Source organism: Methylobacterium sp. J-076 (genome assembly GCF_022829405.1).
Lineage (GTDB): Bacteria > Pseudomonadota > Alphaproteobacteria > Rhizobiales > Beijerinckiaceae > Methylobacterium.
Map to the genome: position 1 here is coordinate 27,818 of NZ_JAKSXW010000115.1, position 14,686 is coordinate 42,503.

A 14,686-nucleotide genomic window follows, 5' to 3' on the forward strand; every position below is an offset into this window, starting at 1 on the left:
GAGCCCGCCGCAGGAGCACGATGCCCCAATCCCTCACCGACGCGAGCGTGGCGGAGCTGATGCCCGAACTGCGCACGGTGATGCGCGAGGCCGCGTCCATCGCGCGCCCGTATTTCCGGCAGGGGAAGCAGACGACGGCCCGGGTGTGGTCGAAGGCGGGCGGGTCACCGGTCACGGAGGCCGACGTCGCGGTCGATACCTTCCTGAAGATCCGCCTCAGCGAACTCGTCCCGCAGGCGGCCTGGCTCTCGGAAGAGACGGCGGACGACCCGGCCCGGCTCGGCCGTGACCTCGTGTGGATCGTCGATCCGATCGACGGCACCCGGGCGTTCCTGTCCGGGCATCCCGACTGGTCGATCGCCGTCGCCCTGCTCCAGGCCGGCGAGCCGGTGATCGGCTTCGTCCACGCCCCCGCCCTCGACGTGGCCTACGAGGCGGTGCGCGGGCAGGGTGCGTTCAAGGATGAGACGAAGATCGTGGTCGCCGGGCGGGACAGCCTGCAGGCGTCGCGCATCACCGGCCCGAAGCCGATGCTCGACCGGCTGACCCGGGGCGCGGGTCCGAACCCGGATTTCGTGAGGATCGACCGGATCCCGTCGTTGGCGCTGCGCCTCGTGCGGGTGGCCGATGGCTCGGTCGATGTGGGGATGATCTCGTCGGACGCCCGCGACTGGGATCTCGCGGCGGCCGATCTGGTGTTGCGGGAGGCCGGTGGCGCCGTCTGCACCTTGACGGGCGAGGCGACGGTCTACAACCGGCCGGACCCGGTCCACGGTGAACTGGTCGCCCTCCCCCGGGCCCTGCGCGATCCGGTGATCGCAGCCTGGGGCGCCTGAACCTCAGGCGGCCATGGTCTCCCGGAGCGTGACGGCACCCGGGGCCAGACCGAGACGGTCGGCCAGATGCCAGTGAAGCTCGCGCGAGGAATGGTAGTTGTAGGAGCGGTCGATCAGATGGCTCAGATCCCGGCCGGAGCGGTCGGTGTGACCGGCGGCGGCGAGGCGGCCGACCCGGAAGGTGGGCGCATCGGTGACGGGGGAGCGGACAGAGCGGCGCCGCGTGAACTCGAACTGCATTGAATAATCTACTTTTCTTGTCTGGACCGGCACGTCCCGCGTGCTCGGCGTCGTTTCTCATTATGGGTCGAATGCGCTGCCCCGGACGGCATTCGCGTCCGGGGCGGCTGTCGATGGGGCCCGAGAGGGGTGGCCCCGTCAGTCTCGCCTAAGCTCAGGCGGCCTGGAGATTGGCGGCGGCGTCCTTGCCGCTGCGCTTGTCCTGCAGAACCTCGTAAGTGATCCGCTGACCTTCGACCAGATTGCGCATTCCGGCGCGCTCGACGGCGGAGATGTGGACGAAGATGTCCTTGCCGCCGTCGTCGGGCTGGATGAAACCGTAGCCCTTGGTCTCGTTAAACCACTTTACAGTGCCGGTATTCACGTAGTGTACCTCGTTCGTCCATAGATCATGCGCGCAGCAACGAGGCCGCGATTCGCACGAAAGTATTTCTGGTGGGCCAGAGCGGCGGGGCGCGAGACACAGAACCTTTCGCGTGAGCGTCGGTCTCGACAGGTGTGCCCCCCACACTCCTAGATAGTCCGAGCCTGCGGCGGCAACAAGGCGTCCACTCGGTCGCAACCGGGCCCGACCTCGTCCGCGGCTGTCGCGCCCCTGGGATTCCCGCGGCCACCGGTGCATATAGAACAGGAGGGACAGCCTCTTACGGCTGGCCCAAGGATCGTCCGCCGCACCGACGGTTTTGGCCGGGGCGGGCGGAATCATCGGCTTCCGGGCGGTATATGGCAGGCATCTCGGTCTCGCTGGATGGCGCGAACATCCAGCTCTCCTTCCAAAAGGACGATCAGGCGACGGCGGTGGTGATGGACGCCCGGGCCGCCCGGGCGCTCATGCGCGCCGTCGGGCAGCTGCTCACGGCCATCGACGAAACCGACGAGGGCGATGAACCGGACGGCGCCGATGCCCTGGGCGAGGATATGGCGATGCTCGACGTGACGTCGGCGGCCATCGAGGTCGGCACCGACGAGGACGGCCAGGCGGTCGTCGCGTTCCAGGCCGGGGCGCTTCCGCCCTTCCAGCTGCGCCTGACGGACGAAGAGGCCCGCCACGTCGCGACGAGCCTCTCCGAGATTCTGAACGCGCCACGGGACATCCGCGCCTCACACGGCGGTCACTGACGGTCCGTCACATCCGCGTGCCGGGATCGGTCGGCGAGCCGGGGAAGACGTCCGGCTCCGAGCCGGGGCCGCCGGGCTCCCCGATGCCGGGATCGTTGACGGGATAGGGCGTGCGCGGACCGGTCGGCCCGATATCGGGCTCCACGTCAGGGGTCGGCGGCTGGGGCGGAAGGTCGCCGGGGGTCGGTTCGGGAATTCCGGGATTGGCCATCGCATCACTCCTGCCTGTGTCCGGGCGTCGTCCAACGGGCCGGGGGTGGCGCTTGTTCCGGGTGCGGCCGCGGCGCGGACGGTGAGGCGAAGCGCCCCCCGTCCCGGCGTGGAACAGCGGGCCTCCTTCTCGGTTTGCCGGGCAATTCCACGAACGGGAGCCCCCGCCATGACCGACATCAAGCAGGCCAAGATCCTCATCATCGCCACGGATGGCTTCGAGGAGACCGAGCTCACCGTGCCCCAGGCCAAGCTCACCGAGGCCGGCGCCACCGTGACCATCGCCGCGCCGAAGTCCCGCAAGAGCGAGGGCACCATCCGCAGCTGGGACAAGACCGACTGGGGCAAGGACGTGAAGGTCGATGCCGACCTTGAGACCCTCGACGCCTCCGGCTTCGACGCCCTCGTCCTGCCGGGCGGCCAGATCAACCCCGACAAGCTGCGCCTGGAGCCCAAGGCGATCGAGATCATCAAGGGCTTCCTCACGTCGGGCAAGGTCGTCGCCGCGATCTGCCACGGCCCGTGGCTGCTGATCGAGGCCGGCGCGGCCCGGGGCCGCGACATGACCTCGTTCCCCTCGATCAAGACCGACGTGATCAACGCGGGCGGCAAGTGGCACGACCAGGAGGTCGTCACCGATCAGGGCATCGTCACCAGCCGCAAGCCCGACGACCTCGACGCCTTCTGCAAGAAGATCATCGAGGAGATCGGCGAAGGCAGCCACGGCGCGCGCCAGCTCGCCGCCTGATCGGGGCCGGTCAGACGCCGCGGGTCACTTCGAGGACCGCGGCGGAGCGGAGGGGGCGACCGTACTCGTCGCTCCCTTCCACGCTGACCCGGTACGCCCCCGGCGGCAGGTCCGCCGGGAGCTGCGCCGCCCAGATGTGGGACGAGGCGATGGCCTGGACCCAGCTCTTCTTCGTGTCGGGATACCGGGCGTAGAGTTCCGTCACGAAGGGGTCCGGCCGGCGGGTGCGCACCATCGGTCGCGGCTCCCCCGCGCCAATGCGGTAGGACAGGCGCGTCTTGGGGCCGCCGTCGAAGACGTTCACCACCAGGGTGCTGTCGCCGAGGGCATCCTGCGGGATCGGCGGACGCAGGGCCTCCATCGGGCGGAGCGCCCGCACCACCTCGGGGGCGCCGCTGCGGATCTGGCTCTCGAAGGCGATCCGCATGGCCCCGTCCGGCTCGCCCTGGGCGGGGACGAACCGGGTCTCGTAATGGGTGCCGCGGACCGAGAGGACGTGGAAGCCGTTGGGTGTGCCATCGCGGCTGTCCGCCGAGGGGATGCCGGTGCGGGTGTCCGGCCCGCTCCACCACGAGCCCGAGACGGCGGTCATCACGTGGTGGTGCAGGCCCTCGGCCAGGTAATGGTGCTCGGTGGTGTGGGTGTGCCCGCAGATCGCCAGCACCTTCCGCCCGCGCAGGATGTCGAGAACTTGCGGCAGGTCGGCGGTGTTGTTCTGTGGGCCGCTCGGCGTCGCGTCGGTGTGCAGCGGGATGTGGGTCGCCAGCACGATCAGGGTGTCGGCGGGCACCTCCGCCAGGAGGTTGCGCAGGAAGGCGAGGTTCTGCTCGCCGATCCGCCCCTCGTAGGTGTTGGCGCCGACCGGGACCGGCGGACCGAGCCAGACCACGTTGTCGAGCATCACGAACAGGGCCTTGCCGTGCTGGAAGGCGAAGGACGGCGCCCCGAAGATGCGCTTCCACGTCTCCCGGCTGTAGCGGGCGTCCGGTGCCTGCATGTTCAGGTCATGGTTGCCCGGCAGGCTGTACCAGGGCAGCCCGATCCGCCCGACGATGGCGTTCGAGCGCGCGTAGAGCGACAGGTCGTCGAACAGCACGTCGCCGGTGGTGATTCCGAAGGCCGCCGGGATCGTCATCGCCCTCGCGACGGCGGTGTCGCGGACATGGTCCAATTCGCGCCGGCTCTCCGGCTGCGGATCGGTGAACAGCAGGACGTCGAAATCCTCGGGCTCGTCCGCCCGGGTCAGGGTGAAGTCGATGGAGGCGGGCAGCGGCCCGGTCGGCTCCACCCCGCGGTAGCGCAAGCCGAGCTCTTTCGGCGTGCCCTCCGGCTGGTGGATGTAGCTGTGCCAGGGCACGTTGTTCGCGTCGAGGGGCAGGGCGTAGCCCGCCGGCTTGACGACGAACACGGCGCCGTCGCCCGGCATCGGCAACCGGTAGCGGCCCTGGCCGTCGGTGCGGACCACCTCGCGCCCGTTCGACACCAGCACGTTCGGCAGCGGCGCGCGCGTCGCGCCGTCCAGTCCGTAGACGGTGCCCGTGGCCTCGCCCGCCGCCGCGGTGGCGGAGCCCCCCGCCAGGAGCGTCATGGCGGCGGCGCCCGCAAGGGTCTCGCGGCGGGTCAGTGGCGGCATCGGCGGCTCCAAGGTTGCCGGGCCGAACGATCAGATTTCGGCGACCGGTGCATGACAGGCCCGCGACATGGAAAGGGCCCGCGTTCCGGGGGGAACGCGGGCCCTGGCCGCGAAAGCTGTCGATGAAACGTGGAATCCCGTTCCACTGTCCTCGATGCGGTTTTCCTCCCCCTTGTGGGGAGGAGAGTCTGTCGAGACTGACGATCGCTGTTCGATGAAAAACGCGGCGACCGCCTGAAGAGCCGATCAGTTGTTGTCTTCGTCGCCCGGCTCGAAGCTCTGCGGCATAGTCGACTCGGCGCTCGCCACCGGCGTCGGGGCGGTGATGGTCGAGGGGACGTTCACACCGTCACGCTTGTAGATGTCGTCGCGGAACTGGACCACGCCGTCCGGGGTCGCCCAGGCGGTGATGTAGGTCCAGTACACCGGCACCGGCTGCGAGAGGGTGGCATCGACGCGCTTGCCGCTCTCGATGGCCTGCTCGACCTGCTCGCGGCCCCAGCCGGGCGTGTCCTTGAGCAGCCACGTGATGTACTCGCGCACGTTCTGCACGCGGACGCAGCCCGAGGAGATGAAGCGGAAGTCGTCGCCGAACACGCCCTTGGTGTTCGTGTCGTGCATGAACACGCCGTAGGGGTTCGGGATGTTGATGCGGACGATGCCCATCGAGTTGAAGTCGGCGCCCGAATCCTGCCGGTAGGTGTAGCGGGTGCCCTCGTCCGAGTTCCAGTTCACCGCCTTCGGCGAGACTTCCTGGCCGTTGGACAGGATGCGGATCCGGTTGTCCGTGAGGTAGTTCGGATCCTTCTGCATCTTCGGGATCAGGTCCTTCTTCACGATGGAAGCCGGGACCGTCCAGGTCGGGTTGAAATTGATCTGCGTCGCCTTGGTGTTCATGATCGGCGACTGCCGGTCGATCTTGCCGACGCCCGCGGCGTGCAGGGTCACGATGCGGCCGTCCTCGACCGTCTCCACCAGCGCCGCCGGGATGTTGGTGATGACGAAACGGCGGCCGAGTTCGCCCGAGTAGGAGCGCAGGCGCAGCACGTTGGTCTCGAGCTGGCGCAGGCGGATCTCGGCGGGCACGTTCATGGCCTGCTCGGTGGCGGCGCTCATCGAGCCGGTCTGGCTCAGGCCGTGCCGGGCCTGGAAGCGCTTCACGCCCGCTGCGACGTAGGAATCGTACACGCCGGTGTTGGCGGCGGCCGGGTCGAGGTCGCCGGTGACGATCAGGCGCTGGCGGACGGCCGCCACGGCCGGGCCCTTGGAGCCGATGCGCAGGCGCTCGGCCCCGCTGACCTGACGCCAGCCGCCGCGGGACACGATCTCGCGGTACTTCTCGGCCATCTGCTCGGTGGACGTGACGGTCTGGGGCGAGAGGATCGGCACCGTCTCGCGCTGGACCTGCATCGCGGCCGGGGCCGCGTAGTCCTGCGCCCATTCGGCCTGGGCGTAGCCGGCCTGATCACGGGCCGGGGCGGCCAGGGCGGCGCCGGCCGCAGCGGTGCTCAGGGCGAGGCCGAGCAGGGCCGTGAGGCGGGGGGTGGGGTACCGGGTGGGTGCCTGTCTGCGCATGGGTCGCTGGCTCTGGTCCGGAAGTCGTGTGGCCCGGGCGGCCGGGGAAGTCGTGGTCCGCACGGTGTCGTGTCGGCGTTTAACACTCCCTATCGAAGGGGCCGGAATGTGGCGCCGCCGTGCGGCGGCGCACCTGAGGCGACGCCTTCCCCGCGCTGCGGCCCGGGCGCCACAGTCGAATCCCTTCGGCGCCGTCCGCCCGTTCCGCAGCGGCGATCCACAGGATGCGGCGGCGCGGCGCCGCCGCCCGGCGGCAGGATCGGTCACATTTGCCGCAAGACGCGGTGGGCGGCGAGGCTGTCGGTTTAAGGTTAACCGAAGGTCAACTTCGCATCGCCGCACGTAAGGCGCTAGGATTGCCCCGCCACCGTGAGATCCGCCGGCATTGACCCGGCCAGGGACAGGGCGGCGCCGCTTCGCGGCACAGGAGGCAGGATGAACGGCTACGACGTCACATTTCGGGACAACCGGGAGTGGGTGGAATTCGGCGCCAGCTACGTTCACTCGGACGCGTTCAAGGCCCTGTTCCGCGACGGGATGGCCCTCGTGGAAGAGACGGCGGGCTACCTCGACGGCGACGGCCGGGATGAATCGCGCCTCGTCTCCCGGGACGCGACCCTGAGCTACGCCGCCGAGAGCATGCGGCTGACGACGCTGCTGATGCAGATCGCCTCCTGGCTGCTGGTGCAGCGGGCCGTGGCCGAGGGGGAGATGACGCCCGCCCAGGCCACGGAGGAGAAGCACCGGGTCAAGCTCGGCGCCACCGAGCCGCCCAAGGCCGAGGCGTTCATCCTCCTGCCGATGCGGCTGCAGCAGCTGATCCTGCGCACCCGGCGCCTTCATTCCCGGATCCTGCACCTCGACGGCCTGATCACAGAGGACCGGCCGACGCCGCGCCCGGTGGCGAGCCCGGTGGCGGCCCAGCAGGGCCTGCTCCACTCGGTCTTCGGCCGGCGGGAGGGCTGACCGGGGCCTTGGCCCCCTACTCCATGCCCTCGATGGCCACGTGGAGGTGCTGCGGTCCGCGCAGCGCCGCACCCGGCCGGTAGGGCGGCGGGTCCTCGACCAGCCTGGGGGCCTTCAGGCGGAGGGCCAGGGCGGTGAGCGCCGCCTCCGCCTCGAACCGGGCGAGCGGCGCGCCGACGCAATAATGCAGGGAGCCGCCGAAGCCGAGATGGCGGGTGCCGGTGCGATCCGGATCGAACCGGTCGGGCTCGGGGAAGACCGTGGCGTCGCGGTTGCCCGCGGCCAGCAGCAGCAGCAGGTCCGCCCCCTCGGGAATGGTGACGCCCGCGATGTCGATCGGGCTCAGCGTCGTGCGCGTGCGGAACTGGACCGGCGGCTCGTAACGCAACAGCTCCTCGATCACCCGCGGCGCCCGGGCCGGGTCGGCCTTCAGCTTGGCGAGTTCGTCCGGGTGGCGCAGCAGGGTCAGGAGCCCGTTGGTGATGAGGTTCACCGTGGTCTCGTGCCCGGCGACCAGCATCAGCACCGACGTGGCGATCAGGTCGTAATCGCCCACCTTCACCCCGCCCGGCGTCGTCTCGTTCGCCAGCCCGGACAGCATGTCGTCCTTCGGATGGCGGCGCTTGTCCTTGATCAGGTCGGCCATGTAGTCGGCGATGGCGTCGAAGGTCCGGCTGTTCTCGGCGCGGGTCTCGTCGTTGCTGAGGCTGTCGGGTTCGAGGGCGGTGGCGAGCTGCGTCGCCCAGTCGTGGAACCGCGGCTCGTCCTCGCGCGGCACGCCGAACAGCTCGCAGATCACCGTCACCGGCAGGGGGTAGGCGAGGTCATCGACGGCGTCGAACCGGTGGGCATCGCGCTTCGCGTCGAGCAGTTCGGCCACCAGCTTGTCCGAACGGGCCCGCATGCCCTGCACGCGCTCGCGGGTGAACTGGTGCATCACCGCCGCACGGAGGGCGTCGTGGTCCGGCGGATCGCGGAAGATGAAGGGCCGGTGGTGGTCGGTGATCCGGTCCTTGATCGGCTTGATCAGGTAGTCCTTGATCGGGTTGCCGGTCCTCGGCCGGTCGGCCGGCGGCAGGGTCTCCGAACTCACCCGCGGGTCGCCGAGGAGGCTCGCGATGGCCCCGTGGCTCGCGGCCACCCAGGTTCCCTCCGGCGTGCCGTCGTCCTGGAGGGAGACGGGGTTCTGCCGCAGGCGGGCGTAGACCGGGTAGGGATTCGCCCGGTTGGCGAAATCCTTGACCTGTTTGAGGAGGGTGTCGTCGGCCATGGCGGTGCGGCTCCCTTGCCGGTCGATCAGGCGAAGCCCGGTTCGCGGATCTCGATCTCGCGCAGCGGTCGGTCGGTGGCGGCCCCGGCCGGGGGAAAGGGCGCGGCGCTCGCGACCGACTCGGCATAGGCCGGTAGCCAGCGGGCGCTGTCCACGGCGAGGGCGGCGACGCAGCGCCCGGCCCGCCCGTAGACCGCGATGAAGCGGCGCTGGGCCGGGTCGCCCTGCACGATGGCGACAGCGTCGGCGCCATCCGTGAGCCCCACGGACTTGACCACCATGTCCCCCTGCACCGACCAGAAGTTCGGCAGCGCCGCATAGGCCGCGGGCGTATCGGCGCCCGCGAGGAGGCGGCCGGCATGGTCCGCCTGCGCGACGGCGTGCCCCCAATGCTCCAGCGCCACCCGCCGCCCGCCGTAGAGGGGGTGGGGGAAGCGCGCCACGTCGCCCGCCGCGGCGATGGAGGGATCCGGCCTCAGGCCCTCGTCGAGGACGAAGCCGCGCGCATCGCAATCCACGCCGCCGCCATCGGCCGAGAGGCCCGACCCGTCGAGCCACTCGGTGTTGCGCACGGCGCCGAGGGCGATCACCACCACTTCGGCCTCCAGCACCTCACCGTCCTTCAGGCGTGCCCCGGTCACCCGATCGTTCGCCCCTTCGAGGTGGGCGACCTCGCTGCCGAACCGCATGGCGACGCCCCGGCCGCGGTGGATCTCGCCGATATACGCGCCGACGGTGTGGCCGAGCACCCGCGCCAGGGGCGACGGGCTCGGATCGATGAGGCTGACCGGCAGGTCGAGCTCCCGGCACACGGCGGCGACCTCGCAGCCGATGAAGCCCGCCCCGATGACGAGGACGCGCTTCGGCTTCGCCACCAGGGCCGCCCGGAGGCCGGCGGCATCCTCGCGGGTGCGGATGGTGAAGACGTTGCGGAGCGCCGCCTCGTCCGCATGGATCCAGGGCCGCGCCCGGGTGCCGGTGGCGATGAGCAGCCTGTCGTAGGGCAGGCTTCCCCCGTCGGAGAGGTGCAGCTGGCGGCCCTCCCGGTCGAGGCGGCGGACATCGACGCCCAGCCGCCACGTCACGTCCCGGCCGAGGCGGGACGGAAGCTGGCTCGCCTCCGCCGGGATCTGCCCCGTCAGGACATGCTTCGACAGGGGCGGCCGGTCGTAGGGCCGGTGAGGCTCGGCGCCGACGATCGTCAACGCGCCGCGGAAGCCGGCGGCGCGGATCGCCTCGGCCCCCCTGAGGCCGGCGAGGCCGGCCCCGACGACGACGATGCGTTCCGGTGTGGGGGCAGCGCCCATCCTAGGCTTCGGGCTCCTGGACGCGGATCGCCTGGACCGGGCAGGCCAAGCGCGCGCGCTCGATCTCGATCCTGTCGCTGGCCGCGGGCGCGGGGTCGTAGAACAGGGCTTCGTGCCCGTCGATGCGGAAATACCGCGGCGCGGCGTAGCAGCACTGCGCGTAGGCTTGGCAGAGGTTGAGGTCGACGCTGACCCGGAGGGGGCCCACGCTGGGGGAACGATCTGATGGCATCGGCCAGCAAACCGCGTGCGTGGGTCGCGGTTCCGTCGAATGGTGTTGCGGCGCACCAAAACCGCCCCATCCCACCTGCGGCATATAATGCATCGAAACCACTCAGCAATCTTGAAGCTTTGCAATTAACTCATCTGAGGGATCGCTACGGTTTTCAGACATAGAACGATGCAGCGCATTGCATGTCGCCATATCTCGAATCGTGGCGTTGCTGTATAGATCTTGGCAATGTTGCACCGCAGTCGCGGTGGCACCTATTCGGGAGGGCCCCATGCCGAACGGCGTGCGCAGCAGCCTCATCGCCTTCGTCGTCTGCACCGGCTTCGTCGCCCCGGCCTTCGCGGCCCCCGGCACCACGTGGACCGACCCGCCCGCCCGGCAGCCGGATGCGACGGCCGCGCCCGCGCCGGCCGCACCCGCGACGCCGGCCGCCGTCTCGAGGCCTCCGCGGGAGGAGGCACGCGCCGTGCGCCCCGCGCGCGCGGTTCCGCTCCGGTCGGCCTCCCGGAAGAACCGGATCCGCGTCGTCCACCGGGCGCGTCCACCGCAGGTCGCGGCGGTGCCGGAGCGGGCACCGCGGGTCGCGGTGATGGGGCCGGCTCGTCCGCCGATGCGGCGCTACGGCTACCCGATCTACAGCCAAGCCGGCTTCCCGCCGTCCTACGAGGACGAGCGTCTGGATCGGCTCAGCACGGCGGTGGGGTCAGGCTACCTCGTGGTGCGGCGGCGGACCGTCGAGTACCCGGACGGCCGGATGATCCGCTTCTACCGTCCGGTCGAGGGCGAGGACGACTAGGGTCGGCCGCGCCGGCCGTCCTCACTGCCCCTGGCGCAGACGCACGGCGGCCGGGCCGGTGAACCGTGCGCCGAGGCGCGCATCGTCGGGGACGTCCCGGGCGAAACGGGTCGTGACGGCACCGGGGGTCGCCGAGACGGCACCGGCCGGCGCGCCGGGCATCGTCCGCGCGGTCGCCATGTGCACCGGCACGTTGCGCCCCGTGCCGGACCCGATCGCCACCGCTTCGAACAGGGCGCGGAGCTGCGCCTTCGAATCCGCATTCGGCCCGACGAGGGTGGCGCGCGGCGCAGGCGCCCCGGACGCCGGCATCAGGATCGGAGCCGGAGCGGGAGCCGGGGCGGCGAGGTGCGCCATCCCGCCGTCGAGGGCGGCGAGTAGCACGGGCCGGGGCGGCGGCAACGGCATGGCGATCGCCGCCGCGGCGACGATGGCGGATTCCGAGGGCCGGCGGGGCGGCAGGGGCGCGACCACGGAGGGCAGACCGCCCTCGGCGACGGCCATCGGCGCGGCCGGCTCCGCGGTGAGCATGGCGCGGGCGTCGGCGGGCGGCGCAGCGACCGGCGCCGCATAGGCGAGAACCGCCTTCGCGCCGGACGTGTCCTCGGCATCGGCGCTGGCGACGGCGACGACCGGCGCCGGCCTCCCCTTCCGCCCTGCCATGGCGGGGGCGGGCGCGGGGGCGGGCTCCGGCCGGGAGCCGCCGAACAGGCCGGCGAGGAAGCCCATCAGGCTCGGGCCATCCTCGTCCTCCCCGCTCGCGAGTTGGGTGGTGATTCCGGCCACGGTGCCGCCGCGGGACAGGATCTCGGCCTTCGCCTCCTCATACCGGGCCATGGGATGCCCGTCGGCCGGCAGATGGACCGTCTTCCCATCGGGGAAGATGCGGGCGAGCTGGTCGTGGGTCATCCGCGGCCAGGAGCGCACGGAGCCGACATCCATATGGATGAAGGGGGTGTTGGCCCGCGGGTACCAGCCGACGCCACCCCGGGACATGATGAAGCCCACCTCACGGATCCGGTCGATCGGCACGTCGGGCAGGTAGAAGTCCATCGCCTTGCCGAGCATATGCTGGCTGTATTCGGCGACCATCTTCGAGCGCCGCCGCAGCATCGCGTTGGTGCCGGGCGAGCGGTAGGCCGAGACGATGTTGATCGGCTGGGACGAGCCGACCTGCCGGTAGGCCTCCCACACCGTGTCGAACAGGCGGGGGTCCATCTTGATCGGCTCGTTGATCCGCCAATCGCGGAGCAGCCAGTTCAGCTGGTCCAGGGCCGCCCGGTCGTAGTGCCCGTCACGCTTGAAGGTGATGGTGGCGCTTTCCTGGGTGTGCGTGTGGTAGATCGTGAGGGTGCGCGTGTCGCCGTTGGCGACCGCGTTCTCAGTCTCCACCGTGCCCCCGAGGACCGCTGCGGCGACGCCCGTGGCAGCCACCAGCCATCGGCGGAGGTTCCAGGGGGACACGCGACTGGTCGGCACGGCTCGGCCCTCCCGGATTCGCCCTCGGCGAATAGTCCCGTGGCTGCGCCGTCTCCGTCCGCCGGCCGTAGGCCGCCGGACCCGCCGCGCGGCCATCCCTGCGCGAACGGCTAAGCCTGGACCATGGCGAAATCGTGCCCGCCCGTGCGTCCCCGCACGCCCCGGCGGGATCGCGTGTGGATGGCGCCCCCGGTGCTACCAGTACGAGCGGGAGACCGGCGCGGGCGCCGGGGTCCACAGGCCGGGCTCGCCGTAATCCGGCCGCCCGCCGCCCCGGGCAGCGCGGGGCGTGTCGAACGCGTCCATGTCCGGCTGGGCATAGGTGCGCACCGGGCCGCGGCCGTGGGTCACGCGGCGCGGCGGGGCACGGTCGGCATCCTCGGCGGGGTGCGCCGCGCGGCGGGGCGCGTCCCCGGCGACCTTGCGGGCCGGCTCCTTCGCCAGCTTAGCGATGGCCGGGCCGCCCCCGCCGGGCAGGCCGAGGGCGGCCCGCATCGGCGCGTCATAGCCGTAGATGTCGGGGACCCGGCGCAGGCTGCCCGCGTCGTCCACGTAGGTGGTGAAGTAGGCGATGTGCACGGGCAGCTTCTGCGGCAGGCGGATCGTCCTCTCGCCCTTGCCGATGAGCTTCTTCAGGCGCTCGGCGCTCCAATCCGGCAGCACCACGTCGGCGAAGCGGAACGGGTCGTCCACGCGCACGCAGCCGTGGCTGAAGGCCCGGGTCGAGGCCGAGAACAGCGAGCGGTTCGGCGTGTCGTGCAGGTAGACCGCGTGCTGGTTGGGGAACATGAACTTGATGAAGCCGAGGGCGTTCTTCTCGCCCGGCGGCTGACGCAGGGAGATATGGCCGCCCCGGCGGACGATCTCGTAACCGCCCCAGGTCTTGCCGCCGTAGCTGGCGAGCTTCGGCGCCATGGTCTTCAGGATGGAGGGCGGCACGTACCAGGACGGGTTGACCACCGCGTATTCCATCATCCCCGAGAAGATCGGGGTCGGCGATTCCGGCTTGCCGACGATCACACGGGTCTCGTCCCTCAGCTTGCCGTCGCGGAAGATGCGCAGGCGGAACTCGGGGACGTTCACCAGCACGTAGTCCGGGCCGAGTTCCCCCGGCAGCCAGCGCCACCGCTCCATGTTGACGAGAAGCTCCGCCTCGTCCCCCGACTTGCCCGGGCGGCCGACATTGGCGAGCGCCAGCACGGTGCGCTTGTTCAACACGCCGTCGCCCGGCAGGCCACGCTCGCGCTGGAAGCCGGCCACGGCCTCCGCCACCGTCGCATCGTAGAGGTCGGCCTCACCGGGGCCGTGGTCGAGGGTCGCCGAGGGGCGGCTCTCCAGGCCGAAATGCGTGCGCAGGGCCGGGACGCGGGGGTCGCGCATGCCGGTCTTCAGCGTCGGGCCGGACAGGAGGGTCAGCGGCTTCGCATCGGGGACCTTCGGGCCCCGCAGGGATGCGAGCTGCGCCTTGAGGGCGCGGTAGCCTTCGGTGGAGGGGTTGTAGCCCTCGAGGGCGTCCCCCGCCTTCGCGCCGGCCTCGGCCAGCTTGGCCAGCACGGCATCCGCGGCCGGCAGGTCGAGGGTCGGCGTGATCAGCCGCGAGATCGCGCTCGGGCCGATGCGGCCGCCCCGGGCGTCGCGGGCATAGAGCACGGAGGCCGCGGAGAGGCGCAGGTCGGCCTCCGCCACCGCCTTCTCGTCGGGCTTGTCGGCGAGCTTCGGCACCGGATAGGCGCGGATGTCGAGCCCGTCCTCGTCGGCCGCGGCGAGGCGGGCCGAGACCGCCTTGGCGGCCGGGGTCCAGGCGCCGTCGGCGATCCAGACCGGCTTGTCGCCGCGGGCGTCGTAGAAGGCCTTGAGCGCCGCGCGCTCCTTCGCGCCGAGGCGGGCGAGGAGGGGGGCGTTGCCGGAGAGGCGGTCCAGCACCGCCGCGGCCACGGGGTCGGCCGGCACCGCGGGCGCGGCGGCGGTGGCGGGCGCCGGGGCGCTGTCGGGCGAGGGTTCCGGCGGCTTGTAGTCCGAGATCGGGTTCGACGGGGCGTCGGCGGGTGCGTCCTTGCCCTCGCGCGCCGGCTCGGCGGGCTTCGCCCCGGGGGCGGGATCGACGGCCGGAACCGGGCTCGGCGCCACCGACGGCTTGGCCACCGCATCCACGGACGCCACCGTGGGCTCGGGCGAGGCGGCACGGCCCGGTCCACCGGCCATCAGCCCGGCGAGAAGGGCGGCCAGCGCGACCTGGTTGGAGCGCGGGACGCGCATCGGATTCTCCCACCGGCGG

The 14,686-nt window shown here is 71.4% G+C and carries 15 protein-coding genes; 5 read left to right on the plus strand and 10 right to left on the minus strand.

What is annotated here, in order from left to right; genetic code table 11:
* The first annotated feature begins 20 nt into the window (after positions 1-20).
* Positions 21-836, plus strand: coding sequence for a 3'(2'),5'-bisphosphate nucleotidase CysQ (locus MKK53_RS10445; protein ID WP_243928631.1), 816 nt, complete (start codon positions 21-23; stop codon positions 834-836).
* A 3-nt stretch (positions 837-839) separates the two neighbouring features.
* On the opposite strand, the gene MKK53_RS10450 is transcribed toward MKK53_RS10445, so the two are convergent.
* Together MKK53_RS10450 and MKK53_RS10455 are read right to left on the minus strand one after the other, a co-directional pair.
* Complete coding sequence (locus MKK53_RS10450; RefSeq protein ID WP_243928632.1) at positions 840-1,076, minus strand: AsnC family transcriptional regulator; 237 nt, start codon at positions 1,074-1,076, stop codon at positions 840-842.
* 154 nt (positions 1,077-1,230) lie between these two features.
* Positions 1,231-1,440, minus strand: a complete 210-nt coding sequence (locus MKK53_RS10455; RefSeq protein ID WP_243928633.1) for a cold-shock protein — start codon at positions 1,438-1,440, stop codon at positions 1,231-1,233.
* A gap of 359 nt (positions 1,441-1,799) precedes the next feature.
* Here MKK53_RS10455 and MKK53_RS10460 point away from each other — a divergent pair, with 359 nt between their 5' ends.
* A complete protein-coding gene (locus MKK53_RS10460; protein WP_243928634.1) occupies positions 1,800-2,195 on the plus strand; it encodes a hypothetical protein in 396 nt (131 codons plus the stop codon).
* A 7-nt stretch (positions 2,196-2,202) separates the two neighbouring features.
* Here MKK53_RS10460 and MKK53_RS10465 read toward each other — a convergent pair whose 3' ends face one another.
* Positions 2,203-2,406, minus strand: a complete 204-nt coding sequence (locus tag MKK53_RS10465) for a hypothetical protein (protein WP_243928635.1) — start codon at positions 2,404-2,406, stop codon at positions 2,203-2,205.
* 168 nt (positions 2,407-2,574) lie between these two features.
* Between MKK53_RS10465 and MKK53_RS10470 the strand changes: the two genes are divergently transcribed.
* Positions 2,575-3,153, plus strand: a complete 579-nt coding sequence (locus tag MKK53_RS10470) for a type 1 glutamine amidotransferase domain-containing protein (protein ID WP_243928636.1) — start codon at positions 2,575-2,577, stop codon at positions 3,151-3,153.
* A 10-nt stretch (positions 3,154-3,163) separates the two neighbouring features.
* Here MKK53_RS10470 and MKK53_RS10475 read toward each other — a convergent pair whose 3' ends face one another.
* Together MKK53_RS10475 and MKK53_RS10480 are read right to left on the minus strand one after the other, a co-directional pair.
* Complete coding sequence (locus tag MKK53_RS10475) at positions 3,164-4,786, minus strand: calcineurin-like phosphoesterase C-terminal domain-containing protein (protein WP_243928637.1); 1,623 nt, start codon at positions 4,784-4,786, stop codon at positions 3,164-3,166.
* A 246-nt stretch (positions 4,787-5,032) separates the two neighbouring features.
* A complete protein-coding gene (locus MKK53_RS10480; protein ID WP_243928638.1) occupies positions 5,033-6,361 on the minus strand; it encodes a murein L,D-transpeptidase in 1,329 nt (442 codons plus the stop codon).
* Positions 6,362-6,796: 435 nt separating this feature from the next.
* On the opposite strand from MKK53_RS10480, the gene MKK53_RS10485 reads away from it, so the two are divergent.
* Positions 6,797-7,327 (plus strand): DUF1465 family protein, encoded by a 531-nt coding sequence (locus tag MKK53_RS10485; protein ID WP_243928639.1) that lies wholly within the window; start codon positions 6,797-6,799, stop codon positions 7,325-7,327.
* A gap of 16 nt (positions 7,328-7,343) precedes the next feature.
* On the opposite strand, the gene MKK53_RS10490 is transcribed toward MKK53_RS10485, so the two are convergent.
* The 3 genes from MKK53_RS10490 to MKK53_RS10500 are packed head-to-tail and all read right to left on the minus strand — an operon-like array spanning position 7,344 to position 10,136.
* Positions 7,344-8,597 (minus strand): cytochrome P450, encoded by a 1,254-nt coding sequence (locus MKK53_RS10490; protein WP_243928640.1) that lies wholly within the window; start codon positions 8,595-8,597, stop codon positions 7,344-7,346.
* A 26-nt stretch (positions 8,598-8,623) separates the two neighbouring features.
* The gene (locus tag MKK53_RS10495) at positions 8,624-9,904 is read right to left on the minus strand and encodes an NAD(P)/FAD-dependent oxidoreductase (protein WP_243928641.1); all 1,281 of its coding nucleotides are present in this window, start codon (positions 9,902-9,904) and stop codon (positions 8,624-8,626) included.
* A gap of 1 nt (position 9,905) precedes the next feature.
* Positions 9,906-10,136 carry a ferredoxin gene (locus MKK53_RS10500; RefSeq protein ID WP_409564304.1) on the minus strand — a complete coding sequence of 77 codons (231 nt, stop codon included), beginning with the start codon at positions 10,134-10,136 and terminating at the stop codon, positions 9,906-9,908.
* A 271-nt stretch (positions 10,137-10,407) separates the two neighbouring features.
* Here MKK53_RS10500 and MKK53_RS10505 point away from each other — a divergent pair, with 271 nt between their 5' ends.
* Positions 10,408-10,932 (plus strand): hypothetical protein, encoded by a 525-nt coding sequence (locus tag MKK53_RS10505; protein ID WP_243928643.1) that lies wholly within the window; start codon positions 10,408-10,410, stop codon positions 10,930-10,932.
* 21 nt (positions 10,933-10,953) lie between these two features.
* Here MKK53_RS10505 and MKK53_RS10510 read toward each other — a convergent pair whose 3' ends face one another.
* Both MKK53_RS10510 and MKK53_RS10515 read right to left on the minus strand, forming a co-directional pair.
* A complete protein-coding gene (locus tag MKK53_RS10510; protein ID WP_409564305.1) occupies positions 10,954-12,507 on the minus strand; it encodes a DUF882 domain-containing protein in 1,554 nt (517 codons plus the stop codon).
* A gap of 99 nt (positions 12,508-12,606) precedes the next feature.
* Complete coding sequence (locus MKK53_RS10515; protein ID WP_243928645.1) at positions 12,607-14,667, minus strand: L,D-transpeptidase family protein; 2,061 nt, start codon at positions 14,665-14,667, stop codon at positions 12,607-12,609.
* Positions 14,668-14,686 lie beyond the last annotated feature (19 nt).